The sequence below is a fragment of the Mesorhizobium sp. M8A.F.Ca.ET.165.01.1.1 genome, from assembly GCF_004792065.1.
Lineage (GTDB): Bacteria > Pseudomonadota > Alphaproteobacteria > Rhizobiales > Rhizobiaceae > Mesorhizobium.
The window spans coordinates 170,663-187,884 of sequence record NZ_SRTH01000001.1; the positions used below are offsets into that span (position 1 = coordinate 170,663).

Consider the following 17,222-nt stretch of genomic DNA (forward strand, 5'->3'; position numbering starts at 1 on the left):
TAGAGATGGTGAGAAAAAGTCATTCGTAATAAGAGTTTGCGGCGAGCGTCATGCTCACCGCCTGTTCTGTTTGACATCGTAAAGAGAAGATTTGTTCGAACTTCATGATCTGAAAGGATCGTGATTTGTCGCAAGGGACGCTCAATCCCTTGCATATGATGGGTTTGCCTAACCGCACCCTCGAACCGATCTCGAGAAGCTGGTCTTTTTGTGCCAATGACATCGAATTGGATCCCGCACAGGATCCGGTTCAGGCGACAATTCCTTCGGAATTGCGCGGACGCTAACCCCTCAAGGGTGGCTGAAGCGACAATCCTTCGGATTGCGCGGGTGGGCATTGGCAATGAGAACGATCAAGTGTCTTAAGGGCAATTGGTGGATGCCTTGGCATGCACAGGCGATGAAGGACGTGATACGCTGCGATAAGCTACGGGGAGGTGCGAATACCCTTTGATCCGTAGATTTCCGAATGGGGAAACCCACCTAAGGTACTTGGAAAATCAGAGCAGCCAGAAGGTCGCAAGGCCGACTTGCTGCTGTGGTTTCCAAGTATCAGATATAGGTAACTTATCCTGAATACATAGGGATAAAGTGGCGAACGCGGGGAACTGAAACATCTAAGTACCCGTAGGAAAGGACATCAACCGAGACTCCGGAAGTAGTGGCGAGCGAACCCGGACCAGGCCAGTGGCGATTGAGAGACAAGCGGAACCTTCTGGAAAGTAGGGCCATAGTGGGTGACAGCCCCGTACGCGTAATGCAATCAATCGTCCTCGAGTAAGGCGGGACACGTGAAATCCTGTCTGAAATTGGGGGGACCACCCTCCAAGCCTAAGTACTCGTGCATGACCGATAGCGAACTAGTACCGTGAGGGAAAGGTGAAAAGCACCCCGACAAGGGGAGTGAAAGAGTACCTGAAACCGATTGCCTACAAACAGTGGGAGCCCGCAAGGGTGACCACGTACCTTTTGTATAATGGGTCAGCGACTTAGTGTGACGAGCAAGCTTAAACCGCTAGGTGTAGGCGCAGCGAAAGCGAGTCTGAACAGGGCGTTCAGTTCGTCGCATTAGACCCGAAACCGAGTGATCTAGCCATGAGCAGGTTGAAGGTAAGGTAACACTTACTGGAGGACCGAACCCATAACTGTTGCAATAGTTCGGGATGACTTGTGGCTAGGGGTGAAAGGCCAATCAAACTCGGAAATAGCTGGTTCTCCGCGAAATCTATTTAGGTAGAGCGTCGACCGAATACCCCAGGGGGTAGAGCACTGGATGGGCTAGGGGTCCTCACCGGATTACCAAACCTAACCAAACTCCGAATACCTGGGAGTACTAGTCGGCAGACACACGGCGGGTGCTAACGTCCGTCGTGAAAAGGGAAACAACCCTGACCTACAGCTAAGGTCCCCAAGTTATGGCTAAGTGGGAAAGGATGTGAGGATCCCAAAACAACCAGGATGTTGGCTTAGAAGCAGCCATCATTTAAAGAAAGCGTAACAGCTCACTGGTCTAAATAAGGGTCTTTGCGCCGAAAATGTAACGGGGCTAAAGCCATACACCGAAGCTTAGGGTTCGTAGCAATACGAGCGGTAGCGGAGCGTTCTGTAAGCTGATGAAGCCATACCCGTGAGGGGTGGTGGAGGTATCAGAAGTGCGAATGCTGACATGAGTAACGTAAGGGGAGTGAGAGACTCCCCCGCCGAAAGACCAAGGGTTCCTGCTTAAAGCTAATCTGAGCAGGGTTAGCCGGCCCCTAAGACGAGGCGGAAACGCGTAGTCGATGGGAACCACGTTAATATTCGTGGGCTTGGAGGTAGTGACGGATCATTGAGGTAGTCCAATCTTATCGGATTGAACGGGCTGCTGCGTGGTTCCAGGAAATAGCTCCTCCTTATAAACCGTACCCGAAACCGACACTGGTGGTCTGGTAGAGTATACCAAGGCGCTTGAGAGAACTATGCTGAAGGAACTCGGCAAATTGCACGCGTAACTTCGGAAGAAGCGTGACCCTTTTCCACGCAAGTGGAGGAGGGTGGCACAGACCAGGGGGTAGCGACTGTTTATCAAAAACACAGGGCTCTGCGAAGTCGCAAGACGACGTATAGGGTCTGACGCCTGCCCGGTGCTGGAAGGTTAAGAGGAGGGGTGCAAGCTCTGAATCGAAGCCCCAGTAAACGGCGGCCGTAACTATAACGGTCCTAAGGTAGCGAAATTCCTTGTCGGGTAAGTTCCGACCTGCACGAATGGCGTAACGACTTCCCCGCTGTCTCCAGCATAGACTCAGTGAAATTGAATTCCCCGTGAAGATGCGGGGTTCCTGCGGTTAGACGGAAAGACCCCGTGCACCTTTACTATAGCTTTACATTGGCATTCGTAGTGGCATGTGTAGGATAGGTGGTAGGCTTTGAAACCTGGGCGCCAGCTCAGGTGGAGCCACCCTTGAAATACCACCCTTATTACTATGGATGTCTAACCGCGGCCCGTTATCCGGGTCCGGGACAATGTATGGTGGGTAGTTTGACTGGGGCGGTCGCCTCCTAAAGAGTAACGGAGGCGCGCGATGGTGGGCTCAGAACGGTCGGAAATCGTTCGCTGAGTGCAATGGCATAAGCCTGCCTGACTGCGAGACTGACAAGTCGAGCAGAGACGAAAGTCGGTCATAGTGATCCGGTGGTCCCGCGTGGAAGGGCCATCGCTCAACGGATAAAAGGTACGCCGGGGATAACAGGCTGATGACCCCCAAGAGTCCATATCGACGGGGTTGTTTGGCACCTCGATGTCGACTCATCGCATCCTGGGGCTGGAGCAGGTCCCAAGGGTATGGCTGTTCGCCATTTAAAGCGGTACGTGAGTTGGGTTCAGAACGTCGTGAGACAGTTCGGTCCCTATCTGCCGTGGGTGTAGGAATATTGAAAGGATCTGTCCCTAGTACGAGAGGACCGGGATGGACGGATCTCTGGTGGACCTGTTGTGGCGCCAGCCGCATAGCAGGGTAGCTATATCCGGACGGGATAACCGCTGAAGGCATCTAAGCGGGAAACCCACCTTAAAACGAGTATTCCCTGAGAACCGTGGAAGACGACCACGTTGATAGGCCGGGTGTGGAAGAGCGGCAACGCTTGAAGCTTACCGGTACTAATAGTTCGATCGGCTTGATCGTTCTCATTCCTTATGTCCATCTGACTTCGTCAGATGGTTTGTTCTCACTCACGCTTGTTCCGCCCTGCGGGCGGCGCTACGTGGGTGCGGCGCACAAGCGCCGACGGTCGGTCGACCTTGCGAAGCTTCGCTTCGAAAGGCGCCAGGCTAAAAGAACTCCAAAGGCACAAAAAACAGCTTCTCGAATAACGTGCGTTTTGCCGACCTGGTGGTTATGGCGGAGCGGCTGCACCCGATCCCATTCCGAACTCGGCCGTGAAACGCTCCAGCGCTGATGGTACTTCGTCTCAAGACGCGGGAGAGTAGGTCGCTGCCAGGTCTGCTAAACGCACGTTTTATGTGTCACATCCTACTTTCCAAAAATCGAAGCCTGTTTTTGGGTCGAGGCGATGAAATCTTCTCTGAACATGGCCCGCCAACGGGAAACACGGGCCGCGTAAGCGGCCCTTTCATTTGGCGGACAAACCTCTCGCAAGCTCTCGCTTGCAAATCGGTGGCGCGGGGTGGAGCAGCCCGGTAGCTCGTCAGGCTCATAACCTGAAGGTCACAGGTTCAAATCCTGTCCCCGCAACCAAATACAAATGAGCCCGCCATCGTGCGGGCTCTTTTGTATTTTGCCGTGGTCGCCGGCGATTCGAACCTGTCATCAGCGGCCCGCAAGCAGGCCTTGCCGACGCAGCAGGACAAAAAACCAAATCCTCTCCCCGCAACCAAATTAAAACGCCCGCCAGAATCAAACCCGGCGGGCCGTTTCGCGTTCGCACCAGAGATCAATCCGCCCCCCAGGCGAGAACAAGCCCGCGACGCACAACAAACAAATCCCACCGACCAAAACAATCCATACAAACGCCCGTAGCAATCGCCGCGGGCGTTTTGTTTTTGGGAGATGGCATAACCGCTTTAATGTAAGTCATTCCTGACCTTCTGCGGCGGTCACATCTCACAGCATCGCGCTGCCGCGCGATCGTTTTTTCTCGGCGGCGGCGAGCAGGTCTACAAATACGCGTACCTTGGCGGGCCTGAACCTTGCCGGCGGAAAGACGGCGTGGATGCCGCCGGTGGGCAAGGCCCATTCGGCAAAGACCGGCACCAGCCGTCCTTCGGCGATATCATCGCTGACGCTGTAGTCGGGAAACACACCCAGCCCTATGCCGGCAAGCACGCAGGCGTGGGCGGCCGGGCTCTTGTCGCATGTGATGACCGGATTGAGCTCGGTCAGCACCTTGTCACCATTCCTGGAAAACAGCCATTGGCCGACACCGCGAAGCTGGGCGTTTCCGACCCAGGCCAGCGATCGCGCCTGGCGCGGGCTCACACCCTGCGGCAGGCTCGCGGCGAAGGCAGGACTTGCCACCACGATCTGCCGTATCGTGCCCAGGCGCCGCGCCTGGTTCGAGGAATCGGCAAGCCAGCCGACGCGGATGCCGAGGTCGATCTGCTCGTCGACCAGATTGCTTACCGCATCGTCGAAGATCGCCTCGACGCGCATATGCGGATAGGTTTTCAGATAGGCGGCGATGACCGGCGCAACGATCTTCGTGCCGTAGTCGAGCGGTGCGGTCAGTCTCAGCATTCCCGCCGGTTCGACGCCACCGCGCGAAATCTCGCCATAGGCGGCTTCCGCTTCCCGCAGAATGATCATTGCACGGTCATAGAAGAGGCGTCCCTCTTCTGTCGGTGTGACGCGGCGCGTCGTGCGTCGCATGAGAGACGCGCCCAGTTCTTCCTCGAGCTTGCCAATCTGATGGCTGACCACGGCTTTGGCGACGCCAAGTCGGTCGGCTGCCGATGTGAAGGACCCGGTCTCCATCACGGTGGTGAAGTAAATGAGTCGATTGAGGTTCAGCAGGTCGGCCAAAGTGATCGCTTTTGTCTGATTGGATCAGACAGTTTGTATTATTGGTAGCCATTTATCGCAAGACCGCCCGCTGCCACATATGGGCCAGGACATTTGACGGTCAGGTCGCGGGGAGCCCCGCCAACGGACATCAGGCAATCATGCGCAACTCAGGCGTGACTTACCTTTTCGATCCGCTCTGCGGTTGGTGCTACGGCGCCACCCCAATGCTGGACAAATTGATGGCAGGCGGCGTGCGCGTCGAATTGCTGGCGACCGGCCTGTTTTCCGGCGCCGGCGCGCGTCCGATGGATGAGGGGTTTGCCGCCCATGCCTGGGCCAACGATCAGCGTATCGAACGTCTGACGGGACAGCCGTTCACGCAGGCTTATCAGCGCAACGTTCTAAACGTTCGTGGCACTCTGCTGGACTCCCATACCGCCACGCTCGCCATCAGCGCCGCAGGCCTGGAAGATCCCGGCCGGCGGCTGACCGCGCTGAAGGCGATCCAGCGGGCACGCTATGTCGACGGCCGCGATATCGTCACCGCCGGCGGTGTCGCCGAGGTGCTCTCCGCCGCTGGCATGGCGGATGCGGGCGAGTTGCTGGCGGCGCCAACGGAGCGGCTGCTGACGGCTCACCGCGAACTGGTCGGTCGCGGCCGCGCGTTGTTCCAGCGCTTGCATGCCAATGGCGTGCCTTCGCTGGCGGTCATCCGCAACGAAGCGCCCCGGCTCATCGGTTCGAACGCGCTGTTCGGCAGCTTCGACAATCTCGTCGCCCATATCGCTGCGGCCTGATCTCCACCCAATCAGCCTCCAACAGGAAATGGAAGAAGACATGGCAAAAGTTGCTCTTATCGGCGCCTCCGGCGCCGTCGGTTCGCGCCTGCTCAAGGAACTCTCCGACCGTGGCCATACGGTCACCGGCATCGCCCGCAGCCCGGAAAAGATCGCGGCGCTGCCCGGCGTGACCGCCAGAAAAGGCGATGTCTTTGACAGGCAAGGTCTCGCCGATTTGATCCGCGGACACGACGTGGTGATCAGCTCGGTGCATTTCCTGGACAGCGACCCCGATACGTTGATCGCTGCGGTGCGTGACTCCGGCGTGAAGCGGTATCTCGTCGTGGGCGGCGCGGGCAGTCTCGAAGTCGCGCCCGGCAAGCGGCTGGTCGACACTCCCGAATTCCCCGAGATCTACAAGGCCGAAGCACAGAAGGGCGCCGACTTCCTGGATAAGCTCAAGACGGTCGGCGATCTCGACTGGACGCTCCTGTCGCCTTCGGCCCTGTTCGTCCCAGGCGAGCGCACCGGCAAATACCGTCTCGGCAAGGACACGCTTCTCGCCTCGGACAAGGGCAGCAGCATTTCCTTCGAGGACTATGCCATCGTCCTGGTCGACGAGATCGAGAAGCCGGCGCATGTCAGGCAGCGCTTCACCGTCGGCTATTGATACAGCGCTGCGCAAGTGACGAGCGTCGCAAAGTGACCGCTCGTCATCTTCGCTAGTCCTCAGGCTGGAAACGCGGGCCGGCGATTGCCGTGATGACCGAGATCATGGATGCCATGAGGCTGAAGCGGCGGCGCGGCGGCATGCCGAATCCGCCTGGCAGATCGCTCGCAGGACGCTTCGGCTGCCGCCGGCATGACCGGCGCTGGCACCGAGCGACTCAGGCGTCGCTGGCCAAGGTCGCGCGCAGCCATGCGGTGATGGCATCGAAGTCGATCGGCCGCGTGGTGTCGACGTCGAACAGCGGTCCGCGCCGCAGCGGTTCGGCGCGCTTGGCCAGTTCAATCAGTTCAGGGATATAGGCAGCGCCGGGATGGCCGGGGAGGCGCTGGCCGAGCCTGGCGCCATAACGTTCGGCCAGAACCTCGCCGGGCGCGTGGCACCAGATCTCGACGGTGTGTTCGACGCCGGCCTTGCGCAGATGATCCTCGAGCACTTGCCGCGGCTGGAAACCGAACCAGGCGTCGACGATGAAGGTGCTGCCGGCCGGGGCGTCGCCGACGACCGACCAGATTGCCTGGTAGCTGGCGCGGCCCAGCGTGCGGTTGAATTCGCGATCGGCGCCGCCGAGCACTTCGAGGAACGGGTTTTTGACCGTGTCGAGTGCAAGCAGCGGCCATCCCATGCGGTCGGCGATGCCGCGTGACACGGTGCTCTTGCCGCTGGCCGGGATGCCGTTGACGAGCACGGCGCGTCTGGCGCGACCAAGGTTAACGGAAAGCGATGTCGATGCCGGGGCCGAAAGCGCCTGGAGCCCGGCGCCGATCACACCGGCATCGTCGCCGAGCTGTGCCGGCTCGACCGGGCATTGGTACCAGGGCGCCAGCGCCGGCGCGTGGCCGAGCGCTCTGTGTGCCGCGAGGCCAAGCCCACCGCCAAGCAGAACGAGGTCGGGGTCAAACATGGCGACGGTGGTATCGATCGCCGCGCGCAGCGGCCTTGCCCAGGCTTCCAGTATGCTGCGCGCCTCGATATCGCCGGCCACGTCGCGAGCAAAGAGCTGGTCGACCGAAACGTCAGGCCCAAAGCCGGCGCGCGCGATGTGGCGGCCAAGCGCCGTGCCGGAACTGGTGGTTTCGACACAGCCGCGCCGCCCGCAGGCACAGACCTCGCCGTCGACGTCGACGGTGATGTGGCCAAGTTGTCCCGCCGTTGCCCGGCCGCGCATGATCCGTCGGTTCTGGACCACGGCGCCGCCAATGCCGGTGCCGATGGTGAACATGGCGATGTTGTCGTGGCCCCGGCCGGCGCCAAGAGCCATCTCTGCGGCCAGCGCCATGTTGCAATCATTGTCGAGGATAACAGGCTTGCCGGTCATGCTTTCCAGCCGCTGCGCCAGCGCGACCGAGGCAAGGTTGACATAGCCACCCGACAGGACCGTGCCGCGCCGCGCGTCGACGCGGCCGGGAACACCGACGCCGATGGCCGCCACGTCGGGCGTATCGAGAAGGCGCACCATGTCGGCGATCCGGCCAAGCACCAGTTCCGGGTCGGGCGCGCTCTTCTCGCTGAGGCGTTTGAGGATTTCACCCGTGCGCGATATGCGGGCGGCACGCAAATTGGTGCCGCCGATATCGATCCCTATGGCCATCGATTTTTGTGGCATGATGTCCTGCACGTGCCGGTGATCCAACGGGATATCAGGCGGCGGCCTTCTGCCGATAGTGCCCGATCACCGCCTGGATTTCTCGCAGTCGCGGCACCGCGATGGTCTTAAGCCTTTCGCGCTGAATGTCACGGTCGAGCGAGATGCAGTCCTTCCAGAGCGAACGGCCGGCGATCACACCGGAGGCGCCATTTTGCATGGCGATCTCGACCTGGCCGAGGAAGGTAGCGTGGTTGACGCCTGCCGAAAGCACCGCCCACGGCACTTCGCCAGCCATTTTTGTGATGTTGGCACAGGCTTCCGGCGTTCCGGGGTAGGGAAGCTTCAGCACCTTTGCGCCGCATTCCAGCGAAATCCTTGTGCCTTCCTCGACCAGCCAAGGCGTCTTGGCCGCATAGTCTTCCGGACTTTCTCCGTCGAGCTGATAGGTCAGGAACTCGACGACGAGCAGCAGATCCTCTTTGCCGAAGTCGGTGATGCACTGGCGCAGGATGGCGATGTTGTGCTCGTTGGCCTGCGGCTTGTCGGCCCTGAGATAGACCATGATCTTGCCGCCCGTGCCGCCGAGTTCGCGCACGCGCCGCGCGTCGATGCCGGGAACCAGCCGCGACAGGCGGTAGCCTTCCGGCGAAACGTCGAAACCGGAGGCGTCGAGGCCGATGAGGAGTGCGGTATCCCGGTTCAGCACGCCCTCGTCGACCACCCTCGGCACCGCGCAGAGCGGGTCGAGCAGCACGCAGGACGCAGCGCTTGCGAGGTAGCGCGTGATGTCGGCCTTGGTGTCGCCGAGCATGTCGTTGGTGATCCTGGCCTGGTCCGCGGGGTCTGATGCCAGCAAGGTGCGCATGCCGCCGCGCTGGTCGCAAGCGATGGCCACCATGGCGCCGTCCCTGCCGCATATCTGCTGGTAGCCGCGCAGTTCCGCGGTGGTCATCTTCGTCATGGTTTTCTGTCCGATGTTGGCGCTCTCTCGCCGAGGCGCTGATCCCGTGGAAACAATGGTCAGTTTGCCTGCCTGCCGGCAGGAAGATTTTGCCGCCTGATGCATCGCCGGCTGCCAGCACAAGCAGCCTTGCCGGCGCGTGGCCTGGTATGGCCCTCAAGTTGCGAGTTCACCCGATTTGCGCGATAACTCCCATCGGCGTATACGTGTGTAACACGTTGCTGAAAGGAATTGCAAGCTGTCTGTTCCCTCCGTCCAGGACGCGACCGCATCGCGCACGATGCTGCACACGGTTGCAAAGCTGCACTATGTGGAGGAGATGTCGCAGGTCGACATAGCGCGGCAGCTCGGTGTCTCCACCGCGACGATTTCGCGCTTGCTGCAGCGGGCGCGGGCCGAGGGCATCGTGCGCATCGAGGTCATCGACCTGGCGACGCCGGAGGATATCACCAGGCAACTGGTCGACGGGCTGAAATTGCGGGATGCCGCGGTTGTCGAGACGCCGGCGGCGGGTGGGTTGACGGCGCTTTCCGCCCCGCTTGGCGCTTTGCTCAGGCAGGCGCAGCTGGTGGCCGGCTCCGTGGTCGCCATCGGCTGGGGGCGCGCCGTGCGCGAGGTCATCCGCGCCGGCCTGCCGCGCATGCCGGGCGTGCTGACAGTGGCCGCAACCGGCGGCATGCAGCAGCACGCGGCGCATTTCCAGGTCAATGAATTCGTGCGGCTTGCCGCGGAGGAGTTCGGTGGCACGCCGCGCTTCATCCATGCGCCCTATTTGCCGTCGAGCGAGCTGCGCGAGGTCTTCCTGCGCGACGCCGCCATCCGCGACGCCGTCGCCTTGTGGGAGAGAACCGATGTGGCGATCGTCGGCATCGGCCTGCCGCACGCCATAAACGCGCCCGAGGCGAGCGCAGCCACGCCGAGCGAGCAGGCGCTGGTTCACGCGGCCGGCGACGTGCTGCGTCATTACTTCGATGCGGAAGGCGCCCTGATCGCCTGGGAAGGGGAGAGCCGGATGATCGCCATGTCGCCGGCGCAGCTTCGCGCCGTGCCGCTGGTGATCGGCGTCGCCGCCTCGCCTGAGAAGGCGACGGCAATCATCGGCGCCGTTCGTTCCGGGCTCATCAACACGCTGGTGACGGATACCAAGACGGCGCAGGCCATCCTCGCGGTTCTTGCAACGCGATAGCGGCAGATATGCCGGACGGATGCCGCGCCGTGGCGCGGAGAGAAGCCGTTGCGAAATCGATTGTATCGCCGGGGAGTCGGGACGATAGTTCGCCTGGGCTCCGAGGAGCAGTCGGATGGTGTCTGGAAAAGCCGGCGTTGCCGTCCCGGAAAAACCGGGTTGCAATTTATTTCTGCAAAGTGTTACAAAATACGGACCTGGCGTGCAGGCATGCCGGGCGCTGTGTTCCCTGACCTGGCGGAGGCGAGGAAAGCGAGCACGGCGATTGCGCCGGTCGGCTGGACCGGCTGACAGACTGGAGGGCGCTTGGGAGGAGCTGCCCGCGAAAGGCAAACAGGCGTTCCCGGCCGTCGGCATCCTGCCCCCGCGCGGATGACGGCCATTCCAATGTCACCGCAAACGGCAGAATTGCCAACAATGAGGAGGATGTCATGAAGAAGATCGTTGCCGCGCTCGCGGCGCTTGCCGTCAGCGCGACGGTGCTGATGGCGCCCGCGAAGGCACAGGACAAGAAATACACCATTGCGCTCATTCCGGGCCTCACCACCGATGGCTTCTACATCACCATGCGCAAAGGTGCTCAGGCGGCTGCCGATGCGCTCGGCGTGAACCTGGTCTTCCAGGGTGCTCCGGACTTCAACCCGGTCACCCAGGTGCCGGTGCTCGACGCGGTCATCGCCAAAAAGCCGGATGCGATCCTGATCGCCCCGACCGACAAGGTTCAGCTGGTGGAACCGCTGCGCAAGGCCAATGATGCCGGCATCCCGGTCATAACCGTCGACACTTTCATCGGCAGCGGCGTTTACCAGACGGGTGCCGGCGACGCCGATTTCCCGCTGGCCTACATTGCCTCGGACAATGTGCTGGGCGGCGAGATCGCGGCGCGGGCGCTGGCCACCGCCATTGGCGACAAGGGCAAGGTCTATGTATCGAACGTCAAGCCCGGCATTTCGACCACCGACCAACGCGAAGAAGGCTTCAAGAAGGAGATGGCCAAGCATACCGGCATCACCGTTCTGGAGACCCAGTTCAATGACGACGACGCCAACAAGGCGGCCTCGCAGTTGCAGGCTGTCTTCGCGCGCAATCCCGATCTCGTCGGCGTGTTCGGCGCCAACCTGTTCTCGGCGCTCGGCGCCGCCAACGGCGTCAAGCAGGCGGGACAGACGGGAACCGTCAAGGTGGTTGCCTTCGATGCACCGACCAGCATCGTCGACAACATCAATACCGGCCTCGTGGACGTGGCAATCGCCCAGCATCCGGCCGAGATCGGCTATTACGGCGTCGTTTCGGCCTACGCCCACCTGACCGGCCATTCGATCCCGGTCACGATCGGCACCGGCTTCACGATCATGGACAAGTCCAACATCGCGGACCCGAACATCTCGAAGTATCTCTACTCCGAGTAAGCCCAGACGAGCTTGGCTCCTCCCGGTTTTGCCGGGGGGAGTTCGCGCCGGGTCCCGCAAAAGGCGGGGCCTGTTTGAAGGCAGCCGCGCCGCGGAGTATTCATGACCTCGACATCACCAGCCCAGCCTGCCGAGAAGCATGTCGCCCCCCAGGCCGATCATGGCGATCCGGCCAGGAGCCTGATCGGACGCATCGCCGAAGGGCGCGCCTGGCTGTTCCTTGCCGGCCTGATCATCTGTTTCGAGATATGGTCGAGATACGCCTTCGGCGCGACGTTCGTGCTCAACCCGTTCAACCTGCAATCCATCGCGATCTTCGCGATAGCGCCGCTGCTGCTGGCGACCGGCCAGACCTTCGTCATCATTTCAGGCGGCATCGACCTGTCGCTCGGCTTCATCATGGGCCTTGCCGCAGTCGTTGCCGCGCATGCCACCAATATGGCGGGCGCCGCCATTCCCTTGCCGCTGGCCATGCTCGCGGGCATCCTCGCCGCCGTGATCGTTGCCGGTGTGCCCGGCATCATCAATGGTCTGCTGATCTCACGCCTCAGGGTGCCGCCGTTCATCGGTACGCTCGGCATGTTCGGCGTCGCGCGCGGCGTTGCCTTCCTGCTTGCCGGCGGCACCACGGTGCCGGTGCAGAATTCTTGGTTCGCGCTGCTCGGCAACGGCAAGTTCTATGGCGTGCCCTATCTGGTCATGATCGCTGCCGTCTTCGTCATCGGCATGCACTACCTGCTCAGCCAGACGCGGTTCGGCCAGCACAATTATGCCATCGGCGCCAATGTGCAGGCGGCGCGGCGCGCCGGCATCGATATCAGGGGCCACATATTGCGGCTCTATGTGCTGTCGGCGATGTGCGCCGGCCTTGGCGGGGCGCTCTACGCAGCGCGCTTCACCGCCGGTGCGGCACAAGCCGGCGAGCCGCTGCTGCTCGACAGCGTCGCGGCGGTGGTGATCGGCGGCGCCAGCCTGTTCGGCGGCTCCGGCACGATCCTGGGCACGGTCGCCGGCGCGCTGGTGATCGCGGTCATCCAGTACGGGCTGGTCTTCGTCAATGTCGAGCCGTTCTGGCAATTCATCGCCGTCGGCGTCGTCATCATCATTTCCGTGCTCATAGACCAGGCGCAGCGCCGGTTCAGTGGAGGCCGCCAGGATGAATAGCACCGACCAGAACACCCCCTTGCTCGAAGTCCGCAACCTGTCCAAGCATTTTGGCGCCGTGCGTGCACTCAGCGATTTCTCCATGGCCGTGCGGCCGGGCGAAGTGGTGGCGCTTGCCGGCGACAATGGCGCCGGCAAGACGACGCTGATCAAGGCGATCTCGGGCGTGTTCCAGCCGACGGGGGGCGAAATCCTGCTCGGTGGCCAGCCAGTGGCTTTCGCGACGCCGCAGGAGGCGCGCGAAAAAGGCATCGAGACGATCTACCAGGATCTGGCTCTGGCCGACAATCTGTCGATCGGCGCCAACATCTTCCTTGGCCGCGAACCGATGCGCAAGGCGTTCGGCTTCCTGCCGGTGCTCGATCGCAAGGCGATGGCAGAGGCCGCCAGGGAGACGATGAAGCGGCTCGATTTCCATGTCAGCCGGATGAACGCCCCGGTCAGCAATTTCTCCGGCGGCCAGCGCCAGGCCGTCGCCATCGGCCGCGCCGTCTACTGGGATGCGCAGATCCTGATCATGGACGAACCGACGGCGGCATTGGGCGTGCCGGAGCAGCGCAAGGTGATCTCGCTGATCCACCAGCTCAAGGCGCAAGGACGCGGCGTGATCTTCATCTCGCACAATCTGCAGGACATCTTCGCGGTTTCGGACCGCATCGTCGTGCTGCGGCGCGGCGTTCAGGCCGGCGAGCGCAAGATTTCGGAGACCAACCATGATGAGGTCGTCAGGCTGATGGTCGGGGGATAGGCGGGTTCTCTCAGTGTGATCTTGCTCGAAGACCGGATCATGGTCTGCTTCTGTCCAATCTGGGCGCGGCCGCCACCAGCGCCTTGCCGACGGCCGATTGCGGTGCGTCGATAACGGTTCGGGCATCGCCGCTCTCGGCAATCCGCCCGCCATCGAGAAGGATGACGCGGTGGGCGATCGCGCGCACCACGCCGAGATCATGCGAAATGAAGAGATAGGCGATCCGTTCCTGGTGCTGCAGGTCGAGCAGGAGATCGAGGATCTGGCCGCGCACCGAGACATCGAGCGCCGACACCGCTTCATCAAGCACGATCAGCGACGGCTTGGTGGCGATGGCGCGGGCAATCGCCACGCGTTGCCGCTGGCCGCCGGAGATTTCATGGATGGCGCGCGGTGCAAGACCGGCCGCAAGGCCGACCCGCTCCAGCAAGGCAGCGATGCGGCGCGGCCGCTCGGAGCGCGAGGCGACGCCATGAATGCGCAAAGGGTCGTCGAGGACGCGCGCCACGGTGGCGCGTGGGTTGAAGGCGGCGAGCGGATCTTGGAACACCATTTGCAGGCGGGCGCGGCGCACACGCAAGGGCGCGCCGCGCAGCGCCAAGAAATCATCGCCTTCGAATTCGATGCCTCCGCCATCCGGCTCGATCAAGCGCAACACCAGTCGCGCGATCGTCGATTTGCCGCTGCCGGAAGGCCCGGCCAGCGCCAGTGTTTCGCCGGGTTCGACATGAAAGGAGACATCGTCCACCGCGGCGAGGGTCTTGCCGCCGCGACCATAGCGTTTGGTGAGCTTGGACACCGTCAGCAGGCTCATCCATTCAGCCCGCTTCGGTTCAGCAAGGGTTGGGCGTCGAGGCCGATATGGGCGTCGAGCAGCGCGCGCGTGTAGGCTTGGGCGGGTGCGTCGATCATCTGCGCCGTCTTGCCAAGCTCCACCAACTGGCCATGTCGGAAGACCGCGATGCGTTCGGCAAGTTCGGCGGCGAGCGCGATGTCATGGCTGATGAACAGCAGCGTCATGCCGTCCTCTGCCACCAGCCGTCGGATCAGCACGACGATCTCGGCCTGCACGATGGTGTCGAGCGCGCTGGTTGCCTCGTCGGCGATCAGCAGTTTCGGCCCGGCGACAATCGCGGCGGCAATCGCCACACGCTGCTTCTGGCCGCCGGAAAGCTGGTGCGGGAAGGCGCGCAGGGCGGAGTCAGGGTCGGGCAAGCGGACGCGTTCGAGGAGGGTTCTGGCCTTGGCGTATGCCTGCTGCCATGTGAGGCCGAGATGGGTGCGGGCGACTTCGGCGATCTGCTTGCCGATGGTCATCACGGGATCGAGGCTTGCGGAGGGATCCTGAAAGACGAAGCCGATGTCGCGGCCGAGGAGGGGTGTCAGGTTTTGTCCGGAGTGAGACTTTGGCGTTCTGCGTTCTACGGCATCCAACGTTGGTAGAGAGAACCACTCGATGCTGCCTTCAATTTTCGAAGACAGTGGCAACAACCCCGCGATCGCCAGCGCCAGGGTGCTCTTGCCCGAACCGCTTTCACCGATGATCGCAAGCCGTTCGCCTGCGTGGAGATCGATAGTGATGTTCTTCAGCGCCGTGACCTCGATGCCATCGCCGCGGTAGGTCACCGAGAGATCGCGGATCGACGCCAGCGCGGTCACGACAGGCCCCTGCGCACGGCCGTCGTCTCGACGATGCCTTCGCCGGCGAGATAGACGCTCAATACCGTCAACACCAGCGCAATGCCCGGGACGATCGACAGGAACGGCGCGGTGCGCAAGACAGTGCGGCCTTCCGCGATCATGCCGCCCCAGGTGACCCGGTTGGGATCGCCGAGGCCAAGGAAGGACAGGGCCGCTTCGGTGAGGATCGCGGCGGCGACGATCACCGATGACATCGCCAGCACCGGCGGCAAGGCGTTGGGCAGCACTTCGCGAAAGGCGATCTCCATTGGATGCATGCCGATGACACGGGCACCGGCGACATAGTCGCGCTCGCGGATCGACAGCACTTCCGCGCGGGCAATGCGCGCCGGTCCAGTCCAGGTTCCGAGCGCTATGGCCACGACAACGACGCCGAGCGAGGGGCCGACCACGCTGACGAAAGCCAGCGCCAGTAGGAAACCAGGCACGGTCTGGAACGCGTCGGCAATGCGCATCAGCACTTCGTCGACGAGGCCGCCGGCAAAGCCGGCCAGCGTGCCGACGATCGCACCGACGACAAGGGCCGCGGCGGCCGCGGCGAGGCCGACAGCCAGCGAGGTGCGGGCGCCGTGGAACAGTTCGGCCAGCACGTCACGGCCGAGCCGATCGGTGCCGAGCGGCAGCGACCAATCCTGGAATGGCGGCAGCAGCGCGGGGCCGGCAATGGCTTGCGGATCCCCGGGAAACAGTAGCGAGGCCGACAGCGCCATGGCGAACAGCACCGCCAGAAGGAGAGTGCCGGCAACCGCCTCGGGCGTGCGCAGGAAGCGGCGCAGACGGCTCATGCGCCCGCCTCGCTGGCGCCGACGCGGGGGTCGAGAAAGGCATAGGCGATGTCGACGAGCAGGTTGATGAGGATGACGAGCACCGCGCTTGTGAGGATGATGCCAAGCAGCAAGGGGGTGTCGCGCGCGGCCACCGCTTCCTGCGCCAGCCGGCCGAGGCCGGGCACAGCAAAGACGCTCTCGATGACGACGCTGCCGCCCAGCATCTGCGCCGATTGCAGGCCAAGCATGGTGACCAGCGGCAAAAGTGCGTTGCGGGCGACATGAGCGAGCACGATGCGGCGGCGCGAAAGCCCCCTGGCGCGGGCGGCCAGCACGAAATCCTGGCGCCAGGCCTCGGCCATGCCGGCGCGCATCATGCGCAGATAGAGCGCCAGGTAGATGAAGCCGAGCGCGGATACCGGCAGCACCAGATGGATGGCGATGTCGGCGGCGCGGTCGAGACCGGTCCTGTCCGATGCCAGGGTTTCGATGCCGCCGATCGGCAACCAGCGCAGGTCGACGGCGAAGATCACGATCAGCACCAGGCCGAGCCAGAAGCCAGGCACCGCGTAGAGCGCCAGCGAGGCGACGGAGAGAAAACGGTCGCGGAAGCTGCCGGGCCTTGCGCCGGCATAGATGCCGAGCGCCGAGCCGAGGCCGAAGGAGAGCGCGGTGGCGCTGACCATCAGGATGAGCGTGGTCGGCAGGCGTTCCAAGATGACATCGCGGATCGGCCGGGAGAAAGTGACGGACTGGCCGAGGTCGAGATGCAGCAATGCCCAGAGATAGTTGGCGAGCCGGGTCAACTCCGACTGGTCAAGGCCCCAGCGATGGCGCAAGAGCTCGATCATGCCGGCGTCGCCGCCGGTCGAGACGATATAGGCGTCGACTGCGTCGCCGGGCGCGGCTTCAAGGAGAAGGAAGGTGCCGATGACGACGATAAGCAGAACGAAGATGCTGCCGATGAGGCGACGACGCAGGAGGACGAGGGCGCGAGTCATAATGATGGGACGCCGCTTGTAAACTTCTGAGGCCGTGCTCCACGGCGCCCCCCTCTGTCCTGCCGGACATCTCCCCCACTTGGGGGGAGATCAGTTGTCATCGCGGCTTTCGCCAATCGCCAACGTTGCAGGGAAGTGCGAGGCGCGGAAACCGCCAATCTCCCCCCTTGTGGGGGAGATGTCCGGCAGGA

At 62.5% G+C, this 17,222-nt stretch carries 13 protein-coding genes, 1 tRNA gene and 2 rRNA genes; 9 read left to right on the plus strand and 7 right to left on the minus strand.

Features of this window, described 5'->3' with window-relative positions:
- The first annotated feature begins 351 nt into the window (after positions 1 to 351).
- From EN808_RS00865 to EN808_RS00875, 3 genes are all read left to right on the plus strand, one after another.
- Positions 352 to 3,161, plus strand: a 23S ribosomal RNA gene (locus EN808_RS00865).
- Positions 3,162 to 3,364: 203 nt separating this feature from the next.
- A 5S ribosomal RNA gene (rrf, locus tag EN808_RS00870) occupies positions 3,365 to 3,479 on the plus strand.
- A gap of 178 nt (positions 3,480 to 3,657) precedes the next feature.
- Positions 3,658 to 3,734: transfer RNA gene (locus EN808_RS00875), tRNA-Met, on the plus strand.
- Between the two features lie 366 nt (positions 3,735 to 4,100).
- On the opposite strand, the gene EN808_RS00880 is transcribed toward EN808_RS00875, so the two are convergent.
- The gene (locus EN808_RS00880; protein WP_127872302.1) at positions 4,101 to 5,018 is read right to left on the minus strand and encodes a LysR family transcriptional regulator; all 918 of its coding nucleotides are present in this window, start codon (positions 5,016 to 5,018) and stop codon (positions 4,101 to 4,103) included.
- A 140-nt stretch (positions 5,019 to 5,158) separates the two neighbouring features.
- On the opposite strand from EN808_RS00880, the gene EN808_RS00885 reads away from it, so the two are divergent.
- Complete coding sequence (locus EN808_RS00885; protein ID WP_127279804.1) at positions 5,159 to 5,797, plus strand: DsbA family protein; 639 nt, start codon at positions 5,159 to 5,161, stop codon at positions 5,795 to 5,797.
- Between the two features lie 40 nt (positions 5,798 to 5,837).
- Positions 5,838 to 6,449, plus strand: coding sequence for an NAD(P)-dependent oxidoreductase (locus tag EN808_RS00890; protein WP_127872303.1), 612 nt, complete (start codon positions 5,838 to 5,840; stop codon positions 6,447 to 6,449).
- 217 nt (positions 6,450 to 6,666) lie between these two features.
- Here EN808_RS00890 and EN808_RS00900 read toward each other — a convergent pair whose 3' ends face one another.
- Both EN808_RS00900 and EN808_RS00905 read right to left on the minus strand, forming a co-directional pair.
- Positions 6,667 to 8,112 (minus strand): ROK family protein, encoded by a 1,446-nt coding sequence (locus tag EN808_RS00900; protein WP_135914939.1) that lies wholly within the window; start codon positions 8,110 to 8,112, stop codon positions 6,667 to 6,669.
- 34 nt (positions 8,113 to 8,146) lie between these two features.
- Positions 8,147 to 9,055, minus strand: a complete 909-nt coding sequence (locus EN808_RS00905; RefSeq protein ID WP_135914940.1) for a tagatose-bisphosphate aldolase — start codon at positions 9,053 to 9,055, stop codon at positions 8,147 to 8,149.
- Between the two features lie 280 nt (positions 9,056 to 9,335).
- Here EN808_RS00905 and EN808_RS00910 point away from each other — a divergent pair, with 280 nt between their 5' ends.
- The 4 genes from EN808_RS00910 to EN808_RS00925 all read left to right on the plus strand — a co-directional run bounded on the left by EN808_RS00910 (position 9,336) and on the right by EN808_RS00925 (position 13,562).
- A complete protein-coding gene (locus EN808_RS00910) occupies positions 9,336 to 10,241 on the plus strand; it encodes a sugar-binding transcriptional regulator (RefSeq protein ID WP_135914941.1) in 906 nt (301 codons plus the stop codon).
- 431 nt (positions 10,242 to 10,672) lie between these two features.
- The gene (locus EN808_RS00915; RefSeq protein ID WP_135914942.1) at positions 10,673 to 11,650 is read left to right on the plus strand and encodes an ABC transporter substrate-binding protein; all 978 of its coding nucleotides are present in this window, start codon (positions 10,673 to 10,675) and stop codon (positions 11,648 to 11,650) included.
- 102 nt (positions 11,651 to 11,752) lie between these two features.
- Positions 11,753 to 12,814 carry a ribose ABC transporter gene (locus EN808_RS00920; RefSeq protein ID WP_127279899.1) on the plus strand — a complete coding sequence of 354 codons (1,062 nt, stop codon included), beginning with the start codon at positions 11,753 to 11,755 and terminating at the stop codon, positions 12,812 to 12,814.
- Positions 12,807 to 13,562: an ATP-binding cassette domain-containing protein gene (locus EN808_RS00925; RefSeq protein ID WP_127279898.1), complete on the plus strand. Its 756-nt coding sequence runs from the start codon at positions 12,807 to 12,809 to the stop codon at positions 13,560 to 13,562. Before EN808_RS00920 ends, EN808_RS00925 begins: the two co-directional genes overlap by 8 nt.
- A 37-nt stretch (positions 13,563 to 13,599) precedes the next feature.
- Here EN808_RS00925 and EN808_RS00930 read toward each other — a convergent pair whose 3' ends face one another.
- Genes EN808_RS00930 through EN808_RS00945 form a run of 4 tightly spaced genes read right to left on the minus strand, consistent with a single transcriptional unit; the run spans position 13,600 to position 17,031 of the window.
- Complete coding sequence (locus tag EN808_RS00930; RefSeq protein ID WP_135865858.1) at positions 13,600 to 14,376, minus strand: ATP-binding cassette domain-containing protein; 777 nt, start codon at positions 14,374 to 14,376, stop codon at positions 13,600 to 13,602.
- Positions 14,373 to 15,221 (minus strand): ABC transporter ATP-binding protein, encoded by an 849-nt coding sequence (locus EN808_RS00935; protein WP_189343707.1) that lies wholly within the window; start codon positions 15,219 to 15,221, stop codon positions 14,373 to 14,375. Before EN808_RS00935 ends, EN808_RS00930 begins: the two co-directional genes overlap by 4 nt.
- Positions 15,218 to 16,048 carry an ABC transporter permease gene (locus tag EN808_RS00940; RefSeq protein WP_135865855.1) on the minus strand — a complete coding sequence of 277 codons (831 nt, stop codon included), beginning with the start codon at positions 16,046 to 16,048 and terminating at the stop codon, positions 15,218 to 15,220. The genes EN808_RS00935 and EN808_RS00940 overlap by 4 nt, the downstream gene beginning before the upstream one ends.
- Positions 16,045 to 17,031, minus strand: coding sequence for an ABC transporter permease (locus EN808_RS00945; RefSeq protein WP_127872311.1), 987 nt, complete (start codon positions 17,029 to 17,031; stop codon positions 16,045 to 16,047). Before EN808_RS00945 ends, EN808_RS00940 begins: the two co-directional genes overlap by 4 nt.
- Positions 17,032 to 17,222: the final 191 nt, after the last annotated feature.